The sequence below is a fragment of the Sphingobium cloacae genome (assembly GCF_002355855.1).
GTDB lineage: Bacteria > Pseudomonadota > Alphaproteobacteria > Sphingomonadales > Sphingomonadaceae > Sphingobium > Sphingobium cloacae.
Genome location: NZ_AP017655.1, coordinates 2,480,722 through 2,506,473, shown reverse-complemented (window position 1 = coordinate 2,506,473; position 25,752 = coordinate 2,480,722). Strand labels below are relative to the sequence as shown.

General features: G+C 65.3%; 28 protein-coding genes. 16 read left to right on the top strand and 12 right to left on the bottom strand.

Annotated elements, in window-relative coordinates:
* Positions 1–293: 293 nt before the first annotated feature.
* From SCLO_RS12555 to SCLO_RS12520, 8 genes are all read right to left on the bottom strand, one after another.
* Positions 294–935, bottom strand: coding sequence for a LolA family protein (locus SCLO_RS12555; RefSeq protein WP_066517107.1), 642 nt, complete (start codon positions 933–935; stop codon positions 294–296).
* A 438-nt stretch (positions 936–1,373) separates the two neighbouring features.
* On the bottom strand, positions 1,374–3,692 hold the full coding sequence (locus SCLO_RS12550; RefSeq protein WP_066517108.1) for an FtsK/SpoIIIE family DNA translocase: 2,319 nt from the start codon (positions 3,690–3,692) through the stop codon (positions 1,374–1,376).
* Positions 3,693–3,957: 265 nt separating this feature from the next.
* Complete coding sequence (locus SCLO_RS12545) at positions 3,958–4,857, bottom strand: DMT family transporter (protein WP_066517110.1); 900 nt, start codon at positions 4,855–4,857, stop codon at positions 3,958–3,960.
* Between the two features lie 12 nt (positions 4,858–4,869).
* Positions 4,870–6,015 (bottom strand): flavodoxin-dependent (E)-4-hydroxy-3-methylbut-2-enyl-diphosphate synthase, encoded by a 1,146-nt coding sequence (gene ispG, locus SCLO_RS12540; protein ID WP_066517118.1) that lies wholly within the window; start codon positions 6,013–6,015, stop codon positions 4,870–4,872.
* Between the two features lie 67 nt (positions 6,016–6,082).
* Entirely contained in the window at positions 6,083–7,384 is a 1,302-nt protein-coding gene (locus tag SCLO_RS12535; RefSeq protein ID WP_066517120.1) for an OmpP1/FadL family transporter, read from the bottom strand.
* A 454-nt stretch (positions 7,385–7,838) separates the two neighbouring features.
* Positions 7,839–9,218, bottom strand: coding sequence for a phosphoglucomutase/phosphomannomutase PgmG (pgmG, locus tag SCLO_RS12530; protein WP_066517124.1), 1,380 nt, complete (start codon positions 9,216–9,218; stop codon positions 7,839–7,841).
* Positions 9,219–9,249: 31 nt separating this feature from the next.
* Positions 9,250–9,693 (bottom strand): J domain-containing protein, encoded by a 444-nt coding sequence (locus SCLO_RS12525; protein ID WP_066517125.1) that lies wholly within the window; start codon positions 9,691–9,693, stop codon positions 9,250–9,252.
* Entirely contained in the window at positions 9,693–10,499 is an 807-nt protein-coding gene (locus tag SCLO_RS12520; protein ID WP_066517126.1) for a division plane positioning ATPase MipZ, read from the bottom strand. The genes SCLO_RS12525 and SCLO_RS12520 overlap by 1 nt, the downstream gene beginning before the upstream one ends.
* Positions 10,500–10,608: 109 nt before the next feature.
* On the opposite strand from SCLO_RS12520, the gene panC reads away from it, so the two are divergent.
* Positions 10,609–11,469 carry a pantoate--beta-alanine ligase gene (gene panC / locus SCLO_RS12515; protein WP_066517127.1) on the top strand — a complete coding sequence of 287 codons (861 nt, stop codon included), beginning with the start codon at positions 10,609–10,611 and terminating at the stop codon, positions 11,467–11,469.
* A gap of 203 nt (positions 11,470–11,672) precedes the next feature.
* Here the strand turns inward: panC and SCLO_RS12510 are convergent, their stop codons facing one another.
* The gene (locus SCLO_RS12510) at positions 11,673–12,113 is read right to left on the bottom strand and encodes a CopD family protein (RefSeq protein WP_066517129.1); all 441 of its coding nucleotides are present in this window, start codon (positions 12,111–12,113) and stop codon (positions 11,673–11,675) included.
* Positions 12,113–13,174 carry a uroporphyrinogen decarboxylase gene (hemE, locus tag SCLO_RS12505; protein ID WP_066517130.1) on the bottom strand — a complete coding sequence of 354 codons (1,062 nt, stop codon included), beginning with the start codon at positions 13,172–13,174 and terminating at the stop codon, positions 12,113–12,115. Before hemE ends, SCLO_RS12510 begins: the two co-directional genes overlap by 1 nt.
* Before the next feature lie 286 nt (positions 13,175–13,460).
* On the opposite strand from hemE, the gene SCLO_RS12500 reads away from it, so the two are divergent.
* The 11 genes from SCLO_RS12500 to SCLO_RS12450 all read left to right on the top strand — a co-directional run bounded on the left by SCLO_RS12500 (position 13,461) and on the right by SCLO_RS12450 (position 20,520).
* On the top strand, positions 13,461–14,291 hold the full coding sequence (locus SCLO_RS12500; RefSeq protein ID WP_066517131.1) for a pyruvate, water dikinase regulatory protein: 831 nt from the start codon (positions 13,461–13,463) through the stop codon (positions 14,289–14,291).
* Entirely contained in the window at positions 14,288–14,881 is a 594-nt protein-coding gene (locus SCLO_RS12495) for a Maf family protein (RefSeq protein ID WP_066517134.1), read from the top strand. The genes SCLO_RS12500 and SCLO_RS12495 overlap by 4 nt, the downstream gene beginning before the upstream one ends.
* Positions 14,878–15,702: a shikimate dehydrogenase gene (gene aroE / locus SCLO_RS12490; RefSeq protein WP_066517135.1), complete on the top strand. Its 825-nt coding sequence runs from the start codon at positions 14,878–14,880 to the stop codon at positions 15,700–15,702. The genes SCLO_RS12495 and aroE overlap by 4 nt, the downstream gene beginning before the upstream one ends.
* Before the next feature lie 10 nt (positions 15,703–15,712).
* Positions 15,713–16,306, top strand: a complete 594-nt coding sequence (gene coaE / locus SCLO_RS12485) for a dephospho-CoA kinase (protein ID WP_066517136.1) — start codon at positions 15,713–15,715, stop codon at positions 16,304–16,306.
* Positions 16,307–16,335: 29 nt separating this feature from the next.
* Complete coding sequence (dnaQ, locus tag SCLO_RS12480) at positions 16,336–17,037, top strand: DNA polymerase III subunit epsilon (protein ID WP_066517138.1); 702 nt, start codon at positions 16,336–16,338, stop codon at positions 17,035–17,037.
* Positions 17,038–17,108: 71 nt separating this feature from the next.
* Entirely contained in the window at positions 17,109–17,699 is a 591-nt protein-coding gene (hpf, locus tag SCLO_RS12475) for a ribosome hibernation-promoting factor, HPF/YfiA family (protein ID WP_066517139.1), read from the top strand.
* 136 nt (positions 17,700–17,835) lie between these two features.
* Positions 17,836–18,303 carry a PTS sugar transporter subunit IIA gene (locus SCLO_RS12470; protein ID WP_066517218.1) on the top strand — a complete coding sequence of 156 codons (468 nt, stop codon included), beginning with the start codon at positions 17,836–17,838 and terminating at the stop codon, positions 18,301–18,303.
* Complete coding sequence (locus SCLO_RS12465; RefSeq protein WP_066517141.1) at positions 18,263–18,760, top strand: PaaI family thioesterase; 498 nt, start codon at positions 18,263–18,265, stop codon at positions 18,758–18,760. Before SCLO_RS12470 ends, SCLO_RS12465 begins: the two co-directional genes overlap by 41 nt.
* A complete protein-coding gene (locus SCLO_RS12460; RefSeq protein WP_066517142.1) occupies positions 18,750–19,091 on the top strand; it encodes a DUF1491 family protein in 342 nt (113 codons plus the stop codon). The genes SCLO_RS12465 and SCLO_RS12460 overlap by 11 nt, the downstream gene beginning before the upstream one ends.
* Before the next feature lie 176 nt (positions 19,092–19,267).
* Entirely contained in the window at positions 19,268–19,930 is a 663-nt protein-coding gene (locus SCLO_RS12455; RefSeq protein ID WP_066517144.1) for a cell wall hydrolase, read from the top strand.
* 92 nt (positions 19,931–20,022) lie between these two features.
* Positions 20,023–20,520 carry an MmcB family DNA repair protein gene (locus SCLO_RS12450; RefSeq protein WP_066517146.1) on the top strand — a complete coding sequence of 166 codons (498 nt, stop codon included), beginning with the start codon at positions 20,023–20,025 and terminating at the stop codon, positions 20,518–20,520.
* Positions 20,521–20,525: 5 nt separating this feature from the next.
* On the opposite strand, the gene SCLO_RS12445 is transcribed toward SCLO_RS12450, so the two are convergent.
* Complete coding sequence (locus tag SCLO_RS12445) at positions 20,526–21,143, bottom strand: ankyrin repeat domain-containing protein (RefSeq protein WP_066517147.1); 618 nt, start codon at positions 21,141–21,143, stop codon at positions 20,526–20,528.
* Between the two features lie 44 nt (positions 21,144–21,187).
* Between SCLO_RS12445 and SCLO_RS12440 the strand changes: the two genes are divergently transcribed.
* From SCLO_RS12440 to SCLO_RS12425, 4 genes are read left to right on the top strand one after another with little or no spacing between them, the layout of a single operon-like run.
* Positions 21,188–21,832, top strand: coding sequence for an SCO family protein (locus tag SCLO_RS12440; protein WP_174521956.1), 645 nt, complete (start codon positions 21,188–21,190; stop codon positions 21,830–21,832).
* A 5-nt stretch (positions 21,833–21,837) separates the two neighbouring features.
* Positions 21,838–22,263, top strand: coding sequence for a YcgN family cysteine cluster protein (locus SCLO_RS12435; RefSeq protein ID WP_066517149.1), 426 nt, complete (start codon positions 21,838–21,840; stop codon positions 22,261–22,263).
* Entirely contained in the window at positions 22,220–22,957 is a 738-nt protein-coding gene (locus tag SCLO_RS12430) for a M48 family metallopeptidase (RefSeq protein WP_174521957.1), read from the top strand. The genes SCLO_RS12435 and SCLO_RS12430 overlap by 44 nt, the downstream gene beginning before the upstream one ends.
* Before the next feature lie 4 nt (positions 22,958–22,961).
* Positions 22,962–23,222: a hypothetical protein gene (locus SCLO_RS12425; protein WP_066517154.1), complete on the top strand. Its 261-nt coding sequence runs from the start codon at positions 22,962–22,964 to the stop codon at positions 23,220–23,222.
* On the opposite strand, the gene SCLO_RS12420 is transcribed toward SCLO_RS12425, so the two are convergent.
* Entirely contained in the window at positions 23,219–25,630 is a 2,412-nt protein-coding gene (locus tag SCLO_RS12420; protein WP_066517156.1) for a ligase-associated DNA damage response DEXH box helicase, read from the bottom strand. The two genes, SCLO_RS12425 and SCLO_RS12420, sit on opposite strands and share 4 nt — an antisense overlap.
* Between the last annotated feature and the right edge of the window lie 122 nt (positions 25,631–25,752).

The window sequence follows — 25,752 nt, the reverse complement described above, 5'->3', positions numbered from 1 at the left end:
AGGTGGCGCCGAGAAACGTGATTTTTGAGCACCGGAGCGCAGAAAATCGCGTCTCGCAGTCCCGCATGGATGGAATAGCGGACTATCCCCAAAGGAAGACCCCCGCTCCGGGGGCATGGAACGGGGGTCTCGATCGCGCCCTTGAAGCGCTTTGCGACGGGAGGCTGTTCCGGGTAACAGGGGGGAAATCCCGGACTTCGTCTCCCGCCGTGGAGTCCTTGTTAGCGCCCTTCATATGAGCCGCAGATGAACGGTTCGGAAAAGTTTTCCGCCCATCGCAGGCTCCGCCCGGTTCACCCGCCGGGCGCGCGACCTTTGGGCCTCGGGTCCGTCCATTTGAACGCGGAATCGGCCACCGGCACGCCGTAACGGACGTTGGTGAGCCGCACCGCCGTGCGGTTGTTCTGCGAATCGAGCGCGACCCAGCCGTAAAGCTGCAAGCCCGCCGGACCGGAAGGATCGCGATTGAAGATCATGGTGATGGTGCCATATTCCGGCCGCTTGGGATCGCGCGCCTGCACGGACAGGACATTGGGATCGCCGGTCTGGATCACCTTGCCATATTTCGACAGATCCTTGGACGGATCGATCAGCGCGCCCAAGGGCGAATTGCCGATGGGCCAGCGCTGCACCTGCCGCACCTCATAATCGATCATGGTGAGCGCCTTGCCGTCGCCCACGATGAGCAGCGGCACGCCCTTCTGATACTGGAAACGGATCTTGCCCGGCTGCTTGATCGTCAATTGTCCGGTCAGCGTCTGGCCGTTGCGATCGGTCTGGGAAAAATCCGCGGTCATGGTCGTGACCCCGCGAATATAGGCATTGACCTGCGAAAGGTCGGACGGGCTCTGTTGCTGCGCCGCGACCGGCCCCGCCGGCAGGGCCAGCGGAGCGGCGGAAAGAGCCAGGGCCAGGGGCGTGATCACCCGCTTCATGCAGTCTTCTCCAGTTGTTCAGCATTTCAAGAATAGGAAGTGCGGCTTGAACCCGCCGTGAACCCGCGCGTTCCGACCATCGTGCAGGAAAGCCGAATGGGGGAGAGCCGTTCGTTGCACGAAGCTCGATCCCCCATGCTCCCGCCTCGCCATGCCGGTCTGTCCGGCGGCTCCGCTCCAATTATCTTATCGGCGCGGCAGCAGCGAACCCGTGTCTAGAGGCTATCGCGGACAAAAAAAAGGCTGATCCGAAGATCAGCCTGGAAAAGTTTTAGGAGAGGATGCCTGAAAGGCAGGTCCTTGTTGGCCGATCCACGAAAATCTCGCAACTGCGAAAGGAGAAGATACGATTGCAGATTTTGCAATGATGGGAACCAGGCGATTGATTTCCAAGGAATAATATGTTGGCAAATGGTCCGGCGGCATGCGCCGGCTTGGTCAAAGCGGATTGCCATTTTCGTCCCGCAACACTTCGCGACGGCCCACATGGTTGGGCGGACCGACCAGCCCTTCCTCCTCCATGCGTTCGATGAGGCGCGCGGCGCTGTTGTAGCCGACGCGCAACTGGCGTTGCAGCCAGCTTGTCGAGGCCTTCTGATTCTCGAACACCAGTTGGCACGCCTTGCGGAAAAGCTGCGCATCCGGGCTGTCGTCGCCCAGATCGACGCCATCGAGCGCGAAGCTGCCTTCCTCCGGCTCCTCGGTGACGGCGGAGATATAATCGGGCTGGCCCTGCGCGCGCCAATGGTCGGCGACCACGCGCACCTCGTCATCCGACACGAAGGGGCCATGGACGCGCATCAAGCCCTTGCCGCCGTGCATGTAGAGCATGTCGCCCTTGCCCAGAAGCTGCTCCGCGCCTTGCTCGCCCAGGATGGTGCGGCTGTCGATCTTGCTGGTCACGAAGAAGCTGATGCGGGTCGGCAGGTTCGCCTTGATGACGCCGGTGATGACGTCGACCGAGGGGCGCTGCGTCGCGAGGATCAGGTGGATGCCGGCCGCGCGCGCCTTTTGCGCGAGGCGCTGGATCAGGAATTCGACTTCCTTGCCCGCCGTCATCATGAGGTCGGCCAGCTCGTCCACCACCACCACGATCTGCGGCAGCGGCTGGAAATCGAGCTGCTCCTCCTCATAGATCGGCTTGCCGGTTTCCGGATCGTAGCCCGTCTGGACGCGGCGGCCGAGCGGCTTGCCCTTCGCCTTGGCGGCGCGCACCTTCTCATTGTAATTGGCGAGGTTGCGGACGGAGATGGACGCCATCATCCGATAGCGGTCCTCCATCTGCTCCACCGCCCATTTGAGCGCCCGGATCGCCTTGGCCGGTTCGGTGACGACCGGCGAGAGGAGGTGCGGAATGTCGTCATAGGTCGACAGTTCCAGCATCTTGGGGTCGATCATGATGAGCCGCAACTGATCGGGCGTCATGCGGTAGAGCAGCGACAGGATCATGGCGTTGAGGCCCACCGACTTGCCCGACCCGGTGGTGCCCGCGATCAGCAGGTGGGGCATGGGCGCCAGGTCGGCGATGATCGGCTCGCCGGAGATATTCTTGCCCAGGATGATCGGCAGCGTCGCTTCCTGCCCGAATTGTTCGGAGGTGATGAGCTCACGGAAGGACACGCCTTCCCGGTTGGCGTTGGGCAGTTCGATGCCGATGACGGTGCGCCCCGGAATCGTCGCCACGCGCGCCGAGAGCGCCGACATGTTGCGCGCGATGTCGTCGGCCAGCGCGATCACGCGGCTTGCCTTGATGCCGGGCGCGGGCTCCAGTTCGTACATCGTGACGACCGGGCCGGGCCGCACTTCGACGATGTTGCCCTTCACATGGAAGTCGTCGAGCACCGACTCCAGCAGCCGGGCATTGCGTTCCAGCGCGGCCTTGTCGATCTTCTGCCCCTGGCTGGAGGGGATGGGATTGAGCAGGTCGGGCGAAGGCAGCGAGCCATTGCCGAACAGGTCGTCCTGCGAGACCGGCGCCATCGCGCGCTGCGCAGGCGCGGGCTTGGGCGACTGGATGGTGATCGGCGGCTTGGGTTCGTTGGAGACGGTCTTGCGCGGCGCGATCACGCGCTCGGCGCCTTCCTCCGCATCCTCTTCGGCCATCCGTCCTCCACCGGCCAGCGCAAGGGCCGGACGCGGCAGGCCGAGACGCGGAAGGGTGGGGCGGCGCAAGGTGAAGATCGGCTTTTCGAGCGCCAGGCTGCGATACCAGACGAACAGGCCCGCGATCAGCGTCAACGCGACGAGGACGCCGACGATCCAGCCCTGCAAGGCGGCGGCCTGCGCCGTCAGGCTCATGATCCCCCGCGCGAAGACCAGCGCGATGACGCCCCCCCAGCCGGCGGGCAGCCCCACCAGCGGATCGGGCTGGAACAGGGCCAGCGCCAGACCGACGAGGACGATGCCGATCAGGCATTTGCCGAACTGCGCCTTCCACCCGCTCATGTCCTGATCGCCCCACAGACGGCGCGCCGTGATCGCCATCAGCGGCAGGACGAGCGCGGCCGGAACGCCGAGCAGCCAGAGCAGGAAATCGGCGACCCATGCGCCGGGCCATTGCATGATGTTGCGGACATGATCGCCCGCCACCGTGTTCATGGATGGATCGCTGGGCGCGTAGCTGAGCAGGGCCAGCGCCAGGAACAGGGTCGCCAGCATCAGCGCGATCGCGCCGATCAGCGCGCCGCTGCGGATCAGGCTGCGCTTCAGCATTTCGCGCCATTCCGGCGTGCGCTTGGCTCCGTGGCTCACGGCCATGGCTTGTTCTGTCCCCCAAATGTTCCGTTTCGGCACAATGCGCCGAGCAGGGAGTCCGCGTCAAGAGTCCGCGCTTCGGCTCGTCCCGGATGGTCCGTAACATCCCTTATGGCTGGCCGCTCCCCGCGGGCGCAAGGATCGGGCGAAAGGAGCGACCTGATGACTCACCTTTATCTCACGCTCGTCCTGGTAGTTTTCGGCAGTTTCATGGCTGTTCTGGCAGGCCTCAGCGTCAACGATGCCCTGAAGCGCGACTGATCTTCGTTCAGGCGACACCCGCTTCGACATGCAGCGCGGCGTTGCGCCGGATGCGCGAGGCGATCAGGCATCCCGCGACGATCAGCACCGCGCCCGCCAGCGTGCCCGGCGTCACCTGTTCGTCGAACAGCAGCCAGCCGACCAGCGCGGCCCAGAGGAATGCGCTATATTCGATGGGGATGAGCCGCTGCGCCTCCGACCGGGCATAGGCCCATGCGAGCAGCGCCAGCGAGGTGAAGGCCAGACCAGCGGCCAGCAGCACCAGCGGCGCAGCCCCGGCAGGCGGCATCTTGGCCCAGAAGAACGCGCCCGGCGCGAACACGCCCAGCATGACGATATGCTGGAAGAAGGCGATCTCGACCGGGGAGGCGAGCTGGGCTTGCTGCCGCTGGAGGATCAGGTTCCACGCGAAGAGCAGGGCGGATAACAGCACCGCCGCCACGCCCAGCAACGCGGCCCGGTCATATTGGCCGCTGATCCGTCCGCTGAGGATCACCCCGACGCCGACCAGCCCCAGCAGCGACGCGCCGATGGCCTGCCGCCCCACCGGCTCTCCCAGCAGCAGCGCGGCCAGATAGAGGGCGACCAGAGGCGCGATGAAGGACAGCGCGATCCCCTCCGCCAGCGGAAGATGCATGAGGCCGAAGAAGAAGAGCGGCGCCATCAGCGAAACGGCAAGCCCACGGATCAGGTGCAGGCGGAGCACCGGACGGGCAGGCCATGCCTGCCGCGTGACGATCATCAGCGCCAGCCCCAGCAGGCTGCCCGCGAGCGCGCGCCAGAACAGCGCGTTATACAGGCCGATGGAGAGGCTCAGCTTCTTCATCACCCCATCCATCATCGCGAACAGCCCGACTCCCGCGCAGCAGACCAGGAAGGGAATCGCAAAGGGGCGGGATGGCGGCATGTCCGGGCAATTCTATTCGGCGGCCTGCGCCTTGCCCGCATCGGTGGTTTCGGCCTCGATCTCCGCCGCCCTGGCCTCGACCAGCTTCACGATATGATCGATCATGCCTTCGTCCTGCACCACATGATCGGTGACGCCGGACAGATAGACCATATGCTTGCCCGCCCCGCCGCCGGTGAGGCCGATGTCGGTTTCCCGCGCTTCGCCCGGCCCGTTCACCACGCATCCCAGCACGGAAAGCGAGAGCGGCGTCTGGATGTGCTGAAGCCGTTCCTCCAGCGCCTGCACCGTGCGGATCACGTCGAAACCCTGCCGCGCGCAGCTAGGACAGGAAATGACCTTCACCCCGCGCGTGCGGATGCCGAGCGACTTCAGGATTTCATAGCCGACCCGCACTTCCTCCTCCGGCTCGGCGGAGAGGGAGACGCGGATGGTGTCGCCGATCCCCGCCCAGAGCAGGTTGCCGATGCCGATGGCGCTTTTGACCGTCCCGCCGATCAACCCGCCCGCCTCGGTGATGCCCAGATGCAGCGGGCAATCCACCGCTTCGGCAAGCTGCATGTAGGCGGCGACGGCAAGGAACACGTCGCTCGCCTTCACCGCGACCTTATATTCGTGGAAATCCTGGTCCTGGAGCAGCTTGATATGGTCGAGCGCGCTTTCGACCAGCGCCTCCGGGCAGGGCTCGCCATATTTGTCGAGCAGGTCCTTTTCGAGGCTGCCGGCGTTGACGCCGATGCGGATCGAGCAGCCATTGGCCTTGGCCGCGTCGACCACCTCCCGGACGCGGGCTTCGCTGCCGATGTTGCCGGGGTTGATCCGCAGGCAGGCCGCGCCCGCGTCAGCCGCCTCCAGCGCGCGCTTGTAATGGAAATGGATGTCCGCCACGATGGGGACGCGGGCGGCGCGCACGATCTGTTTCAGCGCGGCGGTCGATTCCTCGTCCGGGCAGGACACGCGGATGATGTCGACGCCCACTTCCTCGCAGCGGCGGATCTGGTCGATGGTCGCCTTCGCGTCGGATGTCGGCGTGTTGGTCATGGTCTGCACCGTGACGGGCGCGCCGCCGCCGACGGGCACGTTGCCGACCATGATCTGCCGCGACTGCCGCCGCGCGATGTCGCGCCAGGGGCGCAGGCCGGGATTATGATCGGACATGGAAAGGGAGGCTCCGTATTATGGGAGCCTCCTATAATGCTTTATCGCTTCGGTTAGAAGCGCCGCGTCAGAATCGCGCGGTGAAGGATGCGGCGACCTGATCCGCATTGCCGCTGGTCTGCGACAGGGTGGTCGCGGTGATGGCGGCGGGGGTTCCTTCGTAGAAATGATCGGGGCGGATGATGTTCGCCTTTTCGACGAAGGTGTGCGCGTAGCTGAGGTTCAGCGCGAAGGCGGGCGAGATGTTCCATGTCGCCCCCCCGGTCAGCCACACGCGGTCGCCGTCCGGCACGCGGGTGGTCAGATATTGCGGATTGGTGGGGGTGCGGTCGAACATCGTGCCCGCGCGCAGCGTCAACGCCGGATTGACATCATATTCCCCGCCCACGCCGACGCTGTAGCTGTCCTTGTAGTGCAGTTCCTTGACATTGGTCCCCGCGGCCGAGGTGATCGCGATGCCCTTGAACACCGACCAGTTATACCAGCGCGCCGTCACCATGGCGCGCAGCCGGGGCGTCAGCCTGTGCATCATGCTGACCGTGACGATATCGGGCAGGTCGAGCGGCGCGCTGGCGGACAGTTCGGAATTGGACCCGGCGAGCAGGCCCTGCAATCCACTGATGGTCTGGGTACCCTTCAGATGATGCTGCATGCCCGACCGGTAGTGGATGCCGACATTGGTGTCGCCATTGGTGTAGAAGAGGCCCGCATTCCAGCCGACCGACCAGTCGTCGCCCTTCACTCGCGCCTCGCCATCGGCGAGCAACGGCGAAAGCTGCGGCAGGGCGTTGGTCAGCGTGACCTTCACATATTGCACGTCGACGCCGCCGCCGATCGAGAAATTGTCGTTCAGCTTATAGGCGAAGGACGGCTGGATATTATAGGTTTTGAGGTCGGTATAGAGAGAGTCGTAGCGGCCGAAGAAACCGTCCTCATATTCCAGCTTCAGGCCAAAGGGCGCATTGACGCCGATGCCCAGCCATAGCCGATCGTTCACCTGCCCCGTGGCGTAGAAGCTGGGGATGGGGATGACGCTGTCGAACGGATTGCCGCCCGCTGTTCCCGTCACCGGCACGGAAACCGGCAGGCCCGGGACGGAGCGGGACGACCCGCGATTGGCCTGCCTGGCCGACGCCATCAGCGCGATGCCGCCCACCGACGTCTGGATGCCGGGCAGGTTCGTCATCGCGGCGGGGTTGAAATAAAGGGTCGACGGATCGTCCGCCGCCGCCGCGCCGCCGGACAGCGCGCGCCCGGTTTCCTTGGGCGACTGCTCCTGAAGATAGAAGCCGCCCGCCAGCGCCGGAACCGGCAGGGCCAGCGCGCCGGACAACAGCATGGCGGTCAGGACGGAATAGGTACGGGACATGATCGATCCTTCCAGGGCATCCTCTCGTCACGGAAACGCTCCGTGAAACAGGCCGGCTCCCTTCTCAGGCCCGAAAAAGCCTTGAAGGAGGGAGCCTCCGAAGCGCGCGAATAGCAGTATTATGGTTAATTTCCAGTGCCGAACGGCGCATTCTGCCCCCGATGGGGGCGGCCGCGAAAGGGGTAGCAAGGAGAGGACGTTACGGCGAGGCGCCTTTTCCCGCCATGGCGCTGAAAGCAAAAAAAAGCCGCCCCGAAGGACGGCTTTGAAGTTTTTAGGAGAGGATGCCTGAAAGGCCCGTTCCTTTTGCGGCGCAGCAGGCCTCTTCGCAATTGCGAACAAAGGGGACTCGATTGCGTTTCATGCAACTGTAAGAAAATCCTCTGATTTCCGTAACGGAAATCCATTGTTCCCAAACGGCCAATTTCCAGTGGATTCCTGTCAGAAAGCCTCTTCATTCCTCCCACGCGGCGCGAATCACCCCGGATTCGGCCAGTTGCGAATCCAGTTCGGCGATCAGCCGCGCCAGCGCCGCGGCATCCTTCGCCTCGACGCGCGCCACCAGCGCCTCCTGCGTGTTCGACGCGCGCAGCAGCCACCAGCCGTCCTGCGTCCGGACCCGCGCGCCGTCCGTGTCGTCCAGATCCGCTCCCGCCGCGCGCAGGCGGCCAAGCACTTCGTCGACCACCGCGAATTTCCGGCTCTCCGCCACCGGGAACCGCAGTTCCGGTGTGTTCTCCATCGCCGGCATGGCGTCGCGCAGCGCCGTCACGCTCCCGCCCAGCCGGGTGACGGCGCGAATCAAGCGGATAGCGGCATAAAGGCCATCGTCGAACCCGTGATAATCGTCCGCGAAGAAGACATGACCCGTCATTTCCCCGGCCAAGGGGGCGCCCGTCTGCTTCATTTTGGACTTGATGAGGCTGTGTCCCGTCTTCCACATCAGCGGCCGGCCGCCCAGCGCCTCTATCCGGTCGAACAGCGCCTGGCTGGCCTTCACATCGGCGATGACGGTGGCGCCGGGCCGGTCCTTCAGCACATCCTCGGCAAAGATGGACAGCAGCTGGTCGCCCGCGATCGTCCGCCCTTTTCCGTCGACCACGCCGATCCGATCGCCATCGCCGTCGAAAGCCATTCCGAAATCGAGCTTGTTGCCAAGGACAAGCGCCTTGAGATCGGCGAGATTCCGTTCCTCGCTGGGATCGGGATGATGATGGGGAAAATGACCGTCTACATCGGTGAAGAGCAGATGATGCTCACCGGGCAGGAGCTGCGTGAGCTTCTCCACCGCCGGACCGGCCGCACCGTTGCCGGCATCCCAGCCGATGCGGAAGGCCGCGCCGTCGAACCCCTGCATCAGCCGCGCCACATAGGCGTCCAGGAGATCGATCGTCTCGGCTTCTCCAGCGCCTTCGCTCCAGTCCCCCGCCGCCGCCATCGCGCCCAGTTGCTGAATAGCCTCGCCGAAAAAGGGGCGGTGCTGAAATACCAGCTTGAAGCCATTGTGATCGCGGGGATTATGGCTGCCGGTTATCTGGATGCCGCCTATCACATCCCGCTCCGCTTCGGCGAAATAGAGCATCGGGGTGGCACCAAGGCCGATGCGGAGCACATCGACGCCGCTGTCCGTGAGACCCCGCACCAGCGCCCGTTCGAGCATCGGGGAACTCAGCCGCCCGTCGCGCCCGACCGCCACCGCTGATCCGCCCGCGCGCGCCGCCAGCGTGCCGAAGGTCCGGCCCACCGCATAGGCATCCGCCCCGCCCAGAGTCTCGCCGACGACCCCACGCATGTCATATTCGCGCAACAGGCTGGGATGAAAGCGATGGGCCATGGCGATGTCCTCCCTACCCGACCCGCTCCGGTCAAGCCCGATCCGGATCGTCCCCGCCCTTCAGATGCCGCAGCAACAGGTCGCGGGCCGCGTTGATCTCCGCCGCCAGAGCTTCCGTGCCCCCGCGATCCGGATGGACCGATGCGATCAAGCGCCGGTGCGCCGCCTTGACCGCCCGCGCGTCCGCTTCGGGCGGCAGTCCCAGCAAGGCCCTGGCGCGGGCCAGTTGTTCATCGGTGGCGGGAAGGGTAGCCGCTTTTCTCCATGCTTTTCCCTTCCTGCTGCGGGCCAGGAAATACAGCGCCGATCCCACCAGCATGGGCAGGGCCGCGACCGGCTTGCCCTTGGCGGCCATCACCGCGCCGACCAGCGCCGCACCCAGGGCCATGCCGTCCTTCACCGTCATCCGCTGCAACCGTCCGGTCCAGATGAGCCAGCCCGCAAGGGCGATCAACGCCATCGCCAGCCAGCCCATCAGGCCGCGCCGATCAGATCCACCGACAAGGCGTCCGCCCGTTCTGGAAGGGCAAGGCCCGACACCATCTCCCGCAATTCCTGACGCGCCGCGATATGGCTGACGCCCAGTTCACCCAGATGTCCCTTGTCGAGCAGCGTAAGCCCGGAAGGGAAGAGTTCGCGGAAAATCACGCGTTCCGACAATCCCGGTATCACGCGGAATCCGACGCGGCGGGACAATTCCATCAGCGCGTCGCCCACCCGCTTCTTGTTGCGGGCGTCATGATGCTGGACGCGGTTGCGCAGCACCACCCAGTCGATCGACACGCCGTCCGCCTTGGCGCGGGACTTGCGCGCCTCGAAGATCAGTTCGGAATAGAAGGACAGGCGGCGGACCTTGAAGGTTTCCGCGTCCACCTGTCCGATCAGGTCGAAATCGACGAAGCTGTCGTTCATCGGCGTGACCAGCGTGTTGGCCCGCGCCGCCATGTGCCGGGCAAAAGCATCGTCGCGGCCGGGCGTGTCGACGATCAGGAAATCCTTGCCCTGCGCGACGGCGGCGGATTCCTCCTCCAGCGCCTCGATGCTGTCGCCCTTCAGCACCGCATAGTCGGGCGTCGGCAGGTCGATCCCGCGCCTCCGGGCGGTTTCGCCGCGATTCTCCATATAGCGCGTGACGGTGCGCTGGCGCGGGTCGAGGTCGATGATGCCGACCCTGTGGCCCAGCGCGGCCAGCGCGATGGCGGTGTGGACCGCCGTGGTCGACTTGCCGGTCCCGCCCTTTTCATTGGCGAAGACGATGAGATGCGTTTGGGCGTTCGCCATCGGACCTTGATAACCCCGTTGATTGTCGCTTTGATTCTTGACCGTCGTGCGCGGCCATGCCTTAGCATGATCTGCCCTGAACCCTGCCCTTATCGGAGCCTTCCTTCCCGTGCAAACCCTGCGTGACCTCCCCGCCCTTCGCGCTGCGATAAACGCGCTGCGGAGCGATGGAAAACCCCTGGCGCTGGTGCCGACCATGGGCGCGCTGCATGACGGGCACATGGCGCTGGTGGAGGAAGCCCGGCGGCTGGCGAAGCATGTCGTCGTGTCGATCTTCGTCAATCCCAGGCAGTTCGGCCCCAACGAGGATCTGGACGCCTATCCCCGCCGGGAAGCGAGCGACGCCCATCTGTTGCAGGAAGCGGACGTGGACATTCTCTGGGCGCCCGGCGTCGATGTCATGTATCCGGCGGGCTTTTCGACCAATGTCGCGCTCACCGGCGTGACCGGGGGGCTGGACGGCGCGGCCCGCCCCGGCCATTTCGACGGCGTGGCGACGGTCGTCGCCAAGCTCTTCAACCAGGTCCGCCCCGATGTCGCGCTGTTCGGGGAAAAGGACTATCAGCAGCTTGCCGTCATCCGGCAGATGGTGGCCGATCTGGACATGCCGATCGAGATTGTCGGCCTGCCGACCCAACGGGCGGAGGACGGGCTCGCCCTTTCCTCCCGCAACGCCTATCTGACCGAGGAAGAGCGCAAGCAGGCGCTGGCCCTTCCCCGCGCATTGGGAGAGGCGAAACGGCAGATGGAGAAGGGCGCGACCGTGGAATCGGCGCTGGCCAAGGCGATCGCCATGTTGGCGAGCCATGGATTCGATCCGATCGACTATGTGACGCTATGCGATGCGGTGACGCTGGAGCCGATGACGGTGCTGGACCGGCCCGCCCGGCTGCTGGGGGCGGCGAAAATGGGCCGGACGCGCCTGATCGACAATATCGCGGTCGATCCGGAGCAGGATCCGCGCGCTTGATCTGGATCATATCCCCCAAATCCCGCCTGTCGAACGGGAACTGATGGCGCTCGACGGCCGTTATTCAGGCCGTAACGATAAAGGAGCGCGACATGGGTAAAGGCATTCTTCTTTGGCTTATCGGGGTGCCGATTCCCATCATCCTGCTGCTCTGGCTTTTCTTCCACTGAATCGCGACGGAATCTTGTGGTGATCGTGAACCTCTAAAAGGGCTTCACGATCACCGCGATCACGATCACCGCGGCGGCTATGCCGGGGATTTCGTTGAGCAGGCGAAGCTGTTTGTCGGTCATCGGCCGCAACCCCCGCGCCAGCTTCTTCCAGTAATTGGCAAGCCAGCCATGATAGCCCGACAGGCCCAGCACGAAGAGCAGCTTCAGGTGGAACCAGCCGAAATGCCAGGCGCCGATCTCCACCATCAGCATCAGGCCGAAGATCCAGACGAGGATCAGCGAGGGATTGAGGATGATCCTGAGCAGCCGCCGTTCCCGTTCGATCCATTGGGCGTCTTCCTCCGACCCCGGCGCGCATTGCTGGTGATAGATGAAGAAGCGCGGCATCATGAACAGCCCCGCCATCAGGAAGATGACGAAGATGAGATGGGCGGCCTTCACCCATAGATAGGCGGCGCCAAGATAGGCCATCAGGCAGTCTCCCTCCGCTGCGAACCATTCGCTCGCACATAGCTAAGCAATGCTTCGACATGATCAATGGGGGTATCGGGCAAAATGCCATGGCCCAGATTCATGATATGGGGACGGTTCGCGAAGGCGGCGCGGATATTGTCCACGGCCCGCTCCACCGCCTCGCCGCCGGCGATGAGGGCGAGCGGGTCGAGATTGCCCTGCACGGGCAACCCTTCCGGCAGGGCGCGGTCGGCCCAGTGCGGATCGACGGTTTCATCGACGCCGACCGCATCGACGCCCGTGCCGCGCGCATAATCGGCCAGCTTCGCGCCCGCGCCCTTGGGGAATCCGATCACCGGAATGGTCGGGTGCAGCGCCTTCAACTTCTCCACGATCCGCGCATTGGGCTCGATCACCCACCGTTCGAACTGAAGCGGGGCGAGGCTGCCCGCCCAGCTGTCGAAAAGCTGCACCGCTTCCACCCCGGCGCGGACCTGCCCGTCCAGATAGACGACCGTCGCCTCCACGATGGCGTCGATGATCGCGCCGAACCGCGCGGGATCGCCATAGGCGAGGCGGCGGGCCGCGCCCTGATCCCTGCTGCCCTGCCCCGCCACCATATAGGTCGCGATGGTCCAGGGACTGCCCGCGAAGCCCAGGAAGGTGACATCGGGGTCGAGCGCGGCCTTCACCTGCCGCACCGTTTCATAGACCGCGTCGAACCGGCTCCAGTCGGGTTTCAGCGCCGACAGCGCCGTCTCGCCGAGGATCGGGGCAAGGCGTGGTCCCTCGCCCGCCTCGAACCAGAGGTCCTGCCCCATGGCATAGGGCACGATCAATATGTCGGAAAACAGGATCGCCCCGTCGAAACCGAAACGGCGCAGCGGCTGAAGGGTGACTTCCGCCGCCGCCGCGCTGTCATAGACCAGTTCGAGGAATCCGCCCTTTCGCGCGCGCAGTTCGCGATATTCGGGCAGGTAACGGCCTGCCTGGCGCATGAGCCACATGGGCGGCACTGCCCGCCGCTCGCCTTGGAGGACAGCCAGCAAGGGCTTGGGCACGACATCGGAACCGGACATATATTCTTCTTATAATAAGAGTCTGAAGGATGATGGAGATAGATGGGCGGTTGGCAGCGGGGTTTATGCGCTATGCCCGCTTTTGCCAACAGCTTGACTCCGCCGGGCCATGCTTTCCCGTCCGAGTCATCGGTCTTGTCCCCGCTATCCACAGGCTGTGGATGAAATGGACGGTCTGTTGAAGGGCTGTGGATAAGAGTCGAGGCAACAGGGAGGAAGCAAGGAGGATGCTTTCATCCCCACTCTCTCCCTTGCTTTATCCACAGGACATCCACAGAGATACGCCATGACGCGCATCCATCTGCACCTTTTGTCGGATTCCACCGGGGAAACGCTGGAAAACATCGCCAAGGCGGCGATCGGCCTGTTCGAGAATGTGGAGGCGGTCCGCCATTTCTGGCCCATGGTGCGGTCCGATGTCCATCTCGACCGGATCATGGAGGATATTTCCGCCAATCCCGGACTGGTGCTCTTCACCCTCAACAATCACCAGTTGCGGCGCAGGCTGGAAACGCGCTGCCGGGCGCTGGGCCTGCCCCATGTCGCGGCGCTCGATACGGTGACGGACGCGCTTTCCAACATATTGGGGCAGGAAACGCGCAACCGGCCGGGGCGCAAGCATATCCTCGACGAAGCCTATTTCGCGCGGATCGAGGCGATCCAGTTCACCATCGCCCATGACGATGGCGTCGGGCATGAAAATTGGGAGGAAGCCGATATCGTGCTGGCGGGCGTGTCGCGCGCGTCCAAGACGCCGACCTCCATCTACCTCGCCAATCGCGGCTACAAGACCGCGAATATCCCGCTGGTCCCGGAATCGCCGCCGCCGCGCAGCCTCTTTTCGCTGCGGCATCCGATGGTCGTGGGGCTGACCGTCAGCCCGGAACGGCTGATCCAGATCCGGCGCAACCGGCTGCTCTCGCTCAATCAGGCGCCCGAGACCGCCTATGTCGATCTGGAGAAGGTGCAGGACGAACTGTCGTTCGCGCGCCGCATGTTCGCCGACCATGGCTGGCCGGTGATCGACATGAGCCGCCGCTCCATCGAGGAAGCCGCCGCCGCCATCATCAACCTGTTCAACGACCGCCTTCTGGCCGAAGGAGGCAGCGAGGCATGATCGTGCTCGCCTCCCAGAGCGCCAGCCGAAGGGCGCTGCTGGCCGCCGCGCAGGTTCCGTTCGAAGCCCTTTCGCCGGGCGTGGACGAAGAGGCGGCGAAGGAAGCCCTGCGCGCCGACGGCCTGGATGCACGGGGGCTGGCCGATGCGCTGGCGGAACTGAAGGCGTTGCGCGTGTCGCGGCGGGTGCCGGGCGCGCTGGTGCTGGGATGCGACCAGACCTTGAGCCTCGACGATGGAAGCATGATCGACAAGGCGGTCGACCGGGCCGATGCGGAGCGCATCCTGCGCCTGCTGTCGGGCCGGGTTCATCATCTCCACAGCGCGGCGGTGATCGTGCTGAACGGCGAACCGATCTGGCGGCATGTCGAACGGGTGCGGATGACGGTGCGGTCCTTGTCCGACGCCTTTATCCAGTCCTATCTCGACGCGGATTGGGAAGAATGCCGCTGGTGCGTCGGCTGCTATCGGATTGAGGGACCGGGCGCGCAGCTCTTTGCGAAGGTGGAAGGCAGCCAGTTCGCGATTCAGGGGCTTCCCCTGTTGCCTTTGCTTGACTTTCTGCGCGTGCGCGGCGTTCTGGCGGCATGACCGACAAGCTCCCCTATGCAGAAGTGATCGGCGATCCGATCGCGCACAGCAAATCGCCGCTCATCCATAATTTCTGGCTGCAATCGCTGGGGATCGAGGCGGAATATCGCAAGACGCATGTGAAGCCGGAGGGGCTGGCCGCCTATTTCCTCGAACGGCGCGCCGATCCCGACTGGCTGGGCTGCAACGTCACCATCCCGCACAAGATCGCGGTGATGGATTATACCGACGATCCGGGCGGCGTGCGCGAAAGGATCGGGGCGATGAACACCATCGCCTGCGAGACGGGCGGGCCGCTGGTCGGTACGAACACCGATGCGGGCGGTTTCCTCCAGCCGTTGCTGCGCGACAGGTGGAAGGGCAGGAGCGCGACTCTGATTGGCGCGGGCGGTGCGGCGCGGGCGATCCTGTTCGCGCTCGCCAGTCTGGGCGTGGAGGAGATCAGCATCATGGTCCGCGATCCGGCCAAGGGGCAGGGATTGCTCGACCGCGCCGGGATCGAGGGCCGGGTGATCGGCATGGACGATCCGCTTCCCGCCGCTGATCTGCTGGTGAATACCAGTCCGCTCGGCATGGTGGGGCAACCGCCGCTGGAACTGGACCTGGCGCCCCTGCCGGATGGCGCGACGGTCTACGACATCGTCTATGCGCCGCTTGAGACGGGTTTGCTGAAGGCGGCGCGGGCGCGGGGTCTCGGCACTCTGGACGGGCTGGAGATGCTGATCGGGCAGGCGGCGCTGGCTTTCGACATCTTCTTCGATGCGGAAGCGCCGCGCGAGAGGGACGGGGAACTGCGCGCCCTGCTGCTTGCGGCGGATTGATAGGCGATTCATGAAGGTCTACGGCCTCACCGGCTCCATCGGCATGGGCAAGTCCGCCGTCGCCGCGATGCTGAGGCGGCAGGGCGTGCCGGTTTTCGACGCCGATGCGGAGGTCCACCTGTTGCAGGGCCCGGGCGGCAAGCTGCTGCCCGCGATCGAGGCGCGCTTTCCCGGAACCACCGGCCCGGGCGGCGTGGATCGGGCGAAGCTGGGCGCGGCGGTCTTCGGCCACCCGCATGAGTTGAAGGCGCTGGAAGCCATCGTCCATCCGGCGGTGCAGTCGGAACGAGTGCGCTTCCTGCGCGAAAACCGGGCCCGCGCCTTCGTCGTGCTGGATATTCCATTGCTGTTCGAGAAGCATTGGGACCGCAAACTGCACGGCGTGATCGTGGTCACCGCCCCGGCCTGGAAACAGCGCAAAAGGGTGTTGGCGCGGCCCGGCATGACGATGGCGAAATACCGGCGGATTGTCCATCTGCAAACTCCCGATGCTGAAAAACGGCGGCGGGCGGACTATATCATCCATACGGGCACCACTTTCGCCGATACGCGTGCGCAGGTCAGACTTCTGGTCGCTTGCCTTGGCGCGAAGACAGGCCGATAGTGGGGCCGCCAGATTCGGTTAAGAGGGCGATGCGCGAGATCATTTTCGATACCGAAACGACAGGGTTCGACCCGGCCTCCGGCGATCGGCTGGTCGAAATCGGGTGCATCGAACTCCTGAACCGGGTGCCCACCGGGCGCACCTTCCACGCTTATTACAATCCGCAGCGCGCCATGCCCGCCGCCGCCGAAGCGGTGCACGGCCTTTCCGACATGTTCCTGTCGGACAAGCCGCTTTTCGCGAGCGGGGTCGAGGAACTGCTCGCCTTTCTGGAGGACAGCCATCTGGTCGCGCACAATGCGCGGTTCGACTTCGGTTTCCTCAATCACGAACTGCGCCTGTGCGGGCGCGCGGAAGTGTCGATGGACCGGATGATCGACACCGTGGCCATCGCCCGCCAGCTTCACCCCGGCGCGAAGCACAGCCTGGACGCGCTCTGCACCCGCTACGGCATCGATCGCAGCCATCGCGTCAAGCATGGCGCGCTGCTCGACGCCGAGCTTCTGGCCCAGCTTTACATCGAACTGACCGGCGGCCGTCAGATTGGCCTTGGTCTTGCACAGGAGGAAGCGAAAGACATCATTCGGGTGGAACTGGCGGAAAACGCCGCCGTTCGACCCGTAAGACCCGCGCGCGTCTTTCAGGCGAGCGCGGAGGAGCTGGAACGGCATGCCGCGTTCATCGCGACGCTGGACAAGCCGCTCTGGCTCGATGAGGCGGAGGCGGCCTGACCGGCCGATCCCTTCGTCTCGCGCCAACCGGGCCGCTCGTCCGCGGCCCGGCAAGAAAAAGGAGAAGGCATATGGACATTCGGGTTTCCGGGCATCAGGTCGACACGGGCGACGCGCTCAAGCAGCATGTCGCGACCCGGCTGGAGGCGATGGCCGAGAAATATTTCTCCCGCACTCTTTCGGCGCACGTGACGTTTCGTCCCGCGCCGCACGGCGCCTTCCACTGCGATATCGTCTGCCATGTCATGACCGGCCTGATCCTGAAGGGCGCGGGCGAGGCGCAGGAAGCGCATCCCGCCTTCGATCAGGCGGCGGAACGGATTGAAAAGCAATTGCGCCGCTATCTGCGCCGCCTGAAGGACCGGTCCGCCCAGTTCGCCGCCGCCGAAGCGGAACGGAGCAACGGTTTCGACGCTCTGGACGGCGCGGGCTACACCATCTTCGCTTCGTCCCAGGACGATGAAGAGGAACCGGCCGAAGCGCCGCTGATCGTGGCGGAGACGCGCGTCGACATCCCCGAAGCCAGCGTATCGGATGCGGTGATGATGCTGGACCTTCGCAACACCAACGCGCTGCTGTTTCTCAATGCGGGGACATCGGCCTATAACATGGTCTATCGCCGTCAGGACGGCACGATCGGATGGGTCGAGCCGCGCGCCTGACCCCCTGACGATCCGGCCCCGCCGGGCGTGCATGTTGACCTTGTGCTCCATGCGTCCTATGGGGCCGGACTTTATAGATCCGGTCCGCGCCTATGTCCCCATGGTGGAAGCGCGGTCCGGCGGTTCCGGATTGAACATGGTTCATTTCAACGACATCCTTTCGCCCAAGGCGCTCGCAACGGGTCTGACGGCGAACGGCAAGAAACAGTTATTCCAGAAGATCGCGGCCCTGGCGGCGGACGCCTATGGGCTGAATGCGGAGCATGTGGCCGAAGCCCTGTTCGAGCGGGAGAAGCTGGGGTCCACCGGTTTTGGCGGCGGCGTCGCCATCCCCCATGCGAAGATCGCCGAATTGCAGAAGATGTGCGGCGTGGTCGTGCTGGTCGATCCGGCGGTGCCGTTCGAGGCGGTGGACGACGCGCCGGTGGATATCGTCTTCGCCCTGCTGTCGCCGGTCGACAGCGGCGCGGAGCATCTGAAGACGCTGGCGCGGGTGTCGCGCTATCTGCGGGACGATGACCAGGTGGCCCGTCTGCGCGGCGCCAAATCGGCCGAGGCGCTCCATGCCCTGCTGGCCGGTGGCGAGGCGCGTGACGCAGCCTGATCCGATTCCCGGCGCCAGCGGCGAAGCCGCGCATTTCCGGGCGCTGGAGAGTCTTTATCGTTCCGCGCCGATCAACCGGATGTTCCGGTCGGTCCTGCGCATTCCGGAAGCGGGGCGCTCCATCATCGACTTTGACGCGGAGGAAGGGCATTTTCACGCGGCGGGCGCGGTCCATGGCACGCTCTATTTCAAGATGCTGGACGACGCGGCCTTTTATGCCGCGAACAGTCTGGTGAGCGACCGTTTCCTGCTGACAACCGCCTTCAATCTGCTGTTCACCCGCCCGATCCGCCCCGGCCGCATCCGGGCCGAGGGCCGCTGGATCAGCGGCAAGCGCCGCGTCTATGTCGCCGAAGCCAGTCTCGTCGATTCGGAAGGGGAGGAAGTGGGCCGGGGCACGGGCACCTTCATGCGGTCGCAATATTCGCTGTCCTCCCTGCCGGGCTATGGCGGCTGACCGGCTGACCAGCGCGCTGCTGATCGGCGTGCTGGTGCGGCGGGCCGCCGCGGCGGGCGGCTTCGCCACGGTGCTGGTGAAGGGCGACGAAAACAGCGGCGTCATACTGGTCCAGACGCTGGAAAGGGGACAGGAAACCGGCCTGTTCGAGCGGATTCCCGACTATGAAGGCGGCTATCGGCTCGCCCCCTGTGGTCCCGCCCTCGACGCGGGGCCGCTGGCGCTCGCACAATATATTGAGCGCCGACGCCGGGCGGACCCCGACCTGTGGATAATCGAACTTGATATCGCGGAAGCGGAACGATTCGCCGCTGAAACGATCTGTTCATGATTGACTAACCTTCCGCGCGCGGGCACAGGCCCCCGACGCTTGTTGAACGCGCAGGTTGCCATGACCCGTCAAGGGGGACGGACAGGGTAAACACGCAGACGGGAGGCGGCCGAACGTCGCAGAATATCGGGTTGAATAGACGTTTCAGGCCAAGAACCGCATGTTTTTGAGATATAATGAGTTTTCGTCTGAAGGCCGCGATCGTTGCGGCATTTGCGCTGTCCACCGCCGCGGCGGTCACGGCGTCGGATATGTCCTCCGCCAGTGAGGCGATATCCTCCAACGGGACTCTTCCCACCGATATCGCGCCCCATGGAGCGCCCGCGGCCGGTCAAAAGCCCGCCGTCATCTTTGCCGCGCCGCGCGAAGTCGCGCAGCCGCTGGCTTCTGATGAAACTCTCTCTTCCTCCGATGGTTCCGTGCAGGCCGACAGCCTGGCCGCTCTGGTCGATGCGCATGGCGCTCCCGAAGAGCTGGACGGCGACATGAAGTGCCTCGCGGGCGCCGTCTATTTCGAATCCAAGGGCGAAAGCCTGGAAGGCCAGCTCGCGGTCGCGCGGGTCATCATCAACCGCGCCAAATCCGGCCGCTTCGCCGACAGCCTGTGCGGCGTCGTCTATCAGCCCAGCCAGTTCAGCTTCGTGCGCGGCCAGTCCATGCCGTCGATCCGCATGAATGGCAACAGCTGGCGTCAGGCTGTCGCCATCGCCCAGATCGCCATGGCGGACAGCTGGGACAGCAAGGCGGAAGGGGCGCTGTTCTTCCACGCCCGCCGCGTTTCGCCCAATTGGGGCAAGACGAAGCTGGCGGCGATCGACAATCATATCTTCTATCGCTGATCCTTTCAGCGGAGGATGTGCAGGGCCGATTCGGGACGAAGCGTTCCGCATCGGCCTTTTCATATGTTCATGACTTGTTCTAAAGGTGGATCATGAACGATATGGCCGCCGCCCAAGGCTGCTCCCCCCTGACCGATGGCACGGCGCTGGCCGTGGCTCGCGGGACGCTGCGCCTTTTCTTCCGTCACGACATGAGCGGCCTATTGGAAGTGCCGCTCCCCAACGGCCGTCGGGCGGACATCATGGCGCTGGACGGCGCGGGGCGGATCACCATCGTGGAGATCAAGTGCAGCCGCGCCGACCTGATGGGCGACATGAAATGGCCGGACTATTTCGATTATTGCGACCGCTTCTATTGGGCGGTGCCGTCGGGTTTCGACCTGTCGCTGTTCGACGGCGAACTGCTATGGCCGGATCGGACGGGCCTGATCGTCGCCGATCAATATGACGCCGAACTGCTCCGTCCCGCCCCGACCGAGGCGCTGGCGGCGGCGCGGCGCAAGGCGGAGACATTGCGTTTCGCCCGGCGCGCGGCGCGGCGGCTGACCGCGCTGACCGATCCCGACCATGCGGCGGAAATCGGCTGGTAAGGGGATTAGCGTAACACCGGACCCTGCACCGGCCCGCTGGGCGTCGTGCTTTTGGGCTTGGCGCTGTCGAGCGCTTCGATGAGGCCCGGCGTGCGGCCGTCCCGTTCCGCATAGTCGCGCGCGGACATGCCCGCCAGCGTGTCGCGCCTGTCGGGATTGGCCCCCTGCGCCACCAGCAGGCGGACCAGCCCCACGTCCCGCAGCTGCACCGCGCGGATCAGGGGCGTTTCGCCGCTGCTGTTCGTCTTGTCCACCTGCGCGCCGAAGGTCAGGAGCGTGCGGACCCCTTCCTCGAACCGTCCCTGCACCGCATCCATCAGCGGGGTGTTGCCCTGGTTGTCGGCCAGGTTGGCATTGGCGCCCTTGGACAGAAGGAAGGCGAGCCAGCTATTGTCCCGCCGCGCCACCACATAATGCAGCGCGGTTTCGCCGGTGGTGACGTCGCGGCTGTTGATGACGGTCGATCCCGGCTTTTGCAGCAGGTCGGTCGCCTTTTGCCCGTCCACATCCTTGACCGCTTTCAGGAAATTATAGGCATCCGAAAATTGCGCCTGTGCGGCGGCCGGGGTCAGCAGGGCCAAGGCCAGCGCGGCGCCGCGAACACCCCAAAAACGACTCGTCATGCTTTCATGCCCCGTTGGATTTGCAAATGCGGGCTTAGCAGGGCATGGCTGGCCATGCCATGAACAAAGCGCTGACCATCGCCGCCCTGCCCGTCCTCGCCCTTCTGGCTGCCTGTAATATGGGCGGCGCGGACAATGCATCAAGCCCGCAGGGCGAATTGGCCGGCGCCAGGATCGGGGCGCCCTTCACGCTTACCGATCAGGACGGGAAAAAGGTGAGCTGGGACGATTTCCAGGGCCAGTACCGCCTCGTCTATTTCGGCTACACCTATTGCCCGGACGTGTGCCCGGTCGACCTGCAACGCATCACGCAGGCGTTCGCGAAGTTCGAGAAGGAAAAGCCCGCCCTTGCCGCGAGAGTCCAGCCGATCTTCATCAGTGTCGACCCGCAGCGCGACACGCCCGCCACGGTCAAGACCTATGTGAGCGCCTTCCACCCGCGCCTGATCGGCCTCACCGGCACGCCGGACGAGATCGCGAAGGTCGCCAGGGATTTCGCCGTCATCTATCATCGCGAGGAGTCGCAGGGCGCGAGCGACTATCTGGTCGGGCACAGCCGCACGCCCTATCTCTTCGGTCCGGACGGCGCGCCGATCGCGCTGGTGCCGGTGGACGATCCGGGGACGCCGGACGTGGACGAAGGGTCGCCCGACCATGTGCTCGCGTCCCTCGAAAAATGGGTGAAGTGAGGCCATTGGAATTCTGGGAAAAACCCCTCGACCAGCTGGACCGCGCGCAGTGGGAGGCGCTGTGCGACGGCTGCGGCAAATGCTGCCTGCACAAGGCGGAGGATGAGGATACGGGGCGCATCTATCCCACCAATGTCGCCTGCCGCCTGCTCGACCGGCACAGCGGCCAATGCACCAATTACAAGGACCGCCGCCGCTTCGTGCCCGATTGCGTGCGCCTGACGCCGCAGAAGGTGAAGCAGATCGGCTGGCTGCCCCGCACCTGTGCCTATCGCCTGCGCGAAGAAGGCAGGCCGCTGCCGGAATGGCACTACCTCATCTGCGGCGACCGCGAAGCCGTCCACCGCGCCGGCGAATCCGTGCGCGGCTGGACCGTGGCGGAGGCCGATGCGGGTGATTGGGAACATCATCTTGTCGACCGGGAACTCTGACGAAGCCGCGATCCTCGTGGATGGCGTCGCGGTGCCCGTGCGCGTCCGCCGCTCGGCCCGCGCGCGGGCCTACAAACTGTCGCTCGACGGCGTGCGAGGCGAATTGCGCCTGTCCCTGCCCGCCCGCGCCAGCCTGAAACGCGCGCTCGGCTGGGCGCAGGGACATGAAGGCTGGGTAAAGGCGCAGATGAGCGCCCGTCCCGCGCTGGTGGTGCTGGGCGACGGCGCGGTCTTCCCGCTGGAGGGGCGCGAGGTGCAAATCCGCTGGGTGGAGGGCGCGTCCCGCACGATCCGGCTGGAGGAGGACAGGCTTCTGCTGGGCGGAGCCGCTGAATCGGTCGCCCCGCGCATAGCGCGCTGGCTCAGGGGCCGGGCGAAAGCGATGCTGGAAAGCGAAACGCGCGACCTGGCGTCCCGGCATGGGCTGGCGGTCGCCTCCGTCGGCGTGGGCGATCCGCGCAGCCGCTGGGGCAGTTGCGCGTCGAGCGGCGCGATCCGCTATAGCTGGCGGCTGATCCTCTGCCCGCCGGAGGTGCGGCAGGCCACCGTCGCGCATGAACTGGCGCATCTGCTCCACATGGACCACAGCCCCGCCTTCCACGCCGCCCATGCGGAGCTATTGGGCCGCGATCCGCGACCGGCGCGGGCATGGCTCCGGGCGCATGGCGCGGGGCTGCATCGCTTCAAGGGATAGGCGCATGGGGAAGAAACGGCGCTATCTGACGGCCACCATGCCCGATGGCTATGTGAAGACCATCGGCCCGACGACCGACAGCTTCACCCATTATTGGCGCATCGTCGCCGAACTGGAGAACGGCAAGACGGAGGTTTTCTGGGGCCACGGCCGCTCCCTTGCCGACACGAAGAAGAAACGCATCGCCACGCAGGAAGCGGCAAGGATGCGCGGCTGGAAAAGCCATGTCTTCGAGATCGCGGAGCTGGTCGAAACGCCCGCCTAATCCGCCCGCATCGCCTCGGCCACCAGCGCCTCCGCCTCGATCAGAAGGGCGTCCTCCGCCGCGGCCTGCGCCACCTGCTCGCGCCCGATGAGGATCAGCACCGGAACCGCCAGCGGGCTGACGCGATCCAGATCGACATGCAGCATGGTGGAAGCCGCCCGGTCTATGAGGTCGCCCAGACGCCCCACATCCGTCATCCGCGCGCGGGCGTCGGCCCATGCGGCTTTCAGCAGCAGATGGTCGGGCTGATATTTGCGCAGCACGTCATAGATGAGGTCGGTGGAGAAGGTCACCTGCCGCCCGGTCTTGCGCTTGCCGGGATGCTGCCGCTCGATCAGGCCGGAAATCACCGCCACGTCGCGAAAGGCGCGCTTGAGCAGGCTCGATTCTTCCACCCATTCCACGAACTCATGGTCAAGGATGTCGGCGGAAAAGAGGCTCTGCGGATCGGTGACGGGTTTCAACCCATAGACCGCCAGCGCATAGTCGTTCGACACGAAGCCCAGCGGCATTAACCCCTGCGCGTCCATGCGCCGGGTGAGCAGCATCCCCAGCGACTGATGCGCGTTCCACCCTTCGAAACTGTAGCAGACCAGATAATGCCGCCCCTCATGCGGGAAGGTTTCGACCAGGAGCTGCCCCGGCTGCGGCAGCGCGGACCGGTATTTCTGCATCGCCAGCCATTCGCGCACATCCTCGGGGAAGCGGTGCCATTCCTCCGGCGCGGCGAGGAAGTGGCGCACCCGGTCGGCAAGCCGCGTGGACATGGCCATGCGCGTGCCGCCCCAGCTTGGCAGCCGCGCCTGCTTGGCCGTCGCGCGCACGATGAGGTCGGTCAGGTCCATCCGCACCACTTCCAGCGCCATGCCGGAAAAGAAGAAGCTGTCGCCCGGTCGCAGCGTGGCGGCGAAGCCCTCCTCCACCGTGCCAAGCTTGCGCCCATTGGCGAAGCGCACGTCCAGCACCGGCTGGTCGACGATGATGCCCGCGTTCATCCTGTGCTGCTGGATGAACCGGGGATGGGATACGCGCCATGTGCCGTCCGGATCGCGGGTCAGGCGCTTGAAGCGGTCATAGGCGCGCAGGGCATAGCCGCCACCCTCGATGAAATGCAGGACGTTGGCGAAGGCTTCGTCCGTCAGCGCGCTGTAGGGCATGGCGGAGCGGACTTCGGCCAGCAACGCCTCCTCGCGGAAGGGCGCGGCGCAGGCCATCGCCATCACATGCTGGGCCAGCACGTCGAGGCTGCCGGGCCGGAAATCGTCCGTATCGCGCTCGCCCGATTCCACGGCGTCGAGCGCGGCGCGGGCCTCCAGATATTCGAAGCGGTTGCCGGGGATCAGGATCGCCTCGCTGGGCATGTCGAGCCGGTGATTGGCGCGGCCGATGCGCTGGAGCAGGCGGGACGAACCCTTGGGCGCCCCCATCTGGATCACGCAATCGACATTGCCCCAATCGACGCCCAGGTCGAGGCTGGCGGTCGCGACAAGGCCGCGCAGCTTCCCCGCCGCCATGGCGCTTTCCACCTTGCGCCGCGCCTCGATGGACAGGCTGCCATGGTGGATCGCGATGGGCAGGTTGGCGTCGTTCACCGCCCAGAGCGACTGGAAGATCAGCTCCGCCAGCCCCCGCGTGTTGCAGAAAACGAGTGTGGTCTGCCGCCGCTCGATCTCCTCCATTACCTGCCGGGCGGCATATTTGCCGGAGTGGCCGGACCAGGGGATGCGCCCTTCGGGGATGAGGATCGCGACATTCGGCTCCGCGCCCTGCTCGCCCAGCACCGGTGTCACCGTGTCGATGTCGCCATCGGGCGCGAGCCAGGCGCGATAGGCGTCCACATCCGCCACCGTGGCGGACAGCGCCACGCGGCGCAGGCCCGGATGGATCGCCTGCAAGCGCGCCAGCGACAGGTTGAGCAGATCGCCGCGCTTCTGCGTCGCGAAGGCGTGGACTTCATCGACGATGACCGTCTTCAGCCCGGAAAACATCAGGAAGCTGTCGGGATAGCTCAGCAGCAGCGAAAGCGATTCGGGCGTGGTCAGCAATATCTGCGGGGGCCGGGCGCGCTGTCGGGCCTTGCGATCCGAGGGCGTATCGCCGGTGCGCGTCTCGACGCGGATGGGAAGGTCCATCTCCTCAATGGGGGTGAGGAGGTTGCGGCGGACGTCCACCGCCAGCGCCTTCAGCGGCGAGATATAGAGGGTGTGAAGCCCCTCCCCCGGTCGTTCGATCAGGTCGGCGAGCGTCGGCAGGAACCCCGCCAGCGTCTTGCCCGCCCCCGTAGGCGCGACCAGCAGCGCATGTTCGCCCCGGCGCGCGGCGGCCAGCATGTCGCGCTGATGGCGGCGGGGCGTCCAGCCGCGATCCGCGAACCATCGCTCCAGCGGATCGGGAAGGGCTATGTCCATGGGAGGGATGTAGGAAGGCGTGGCCCCTCTGTCACTTCCGCCAGCGAGAAGAATAATAATGCTGTCGGAAGAAACAATGTTTCCCGATGATGCTGGCTCTTTCCCGCCCTCATGCGTTACAC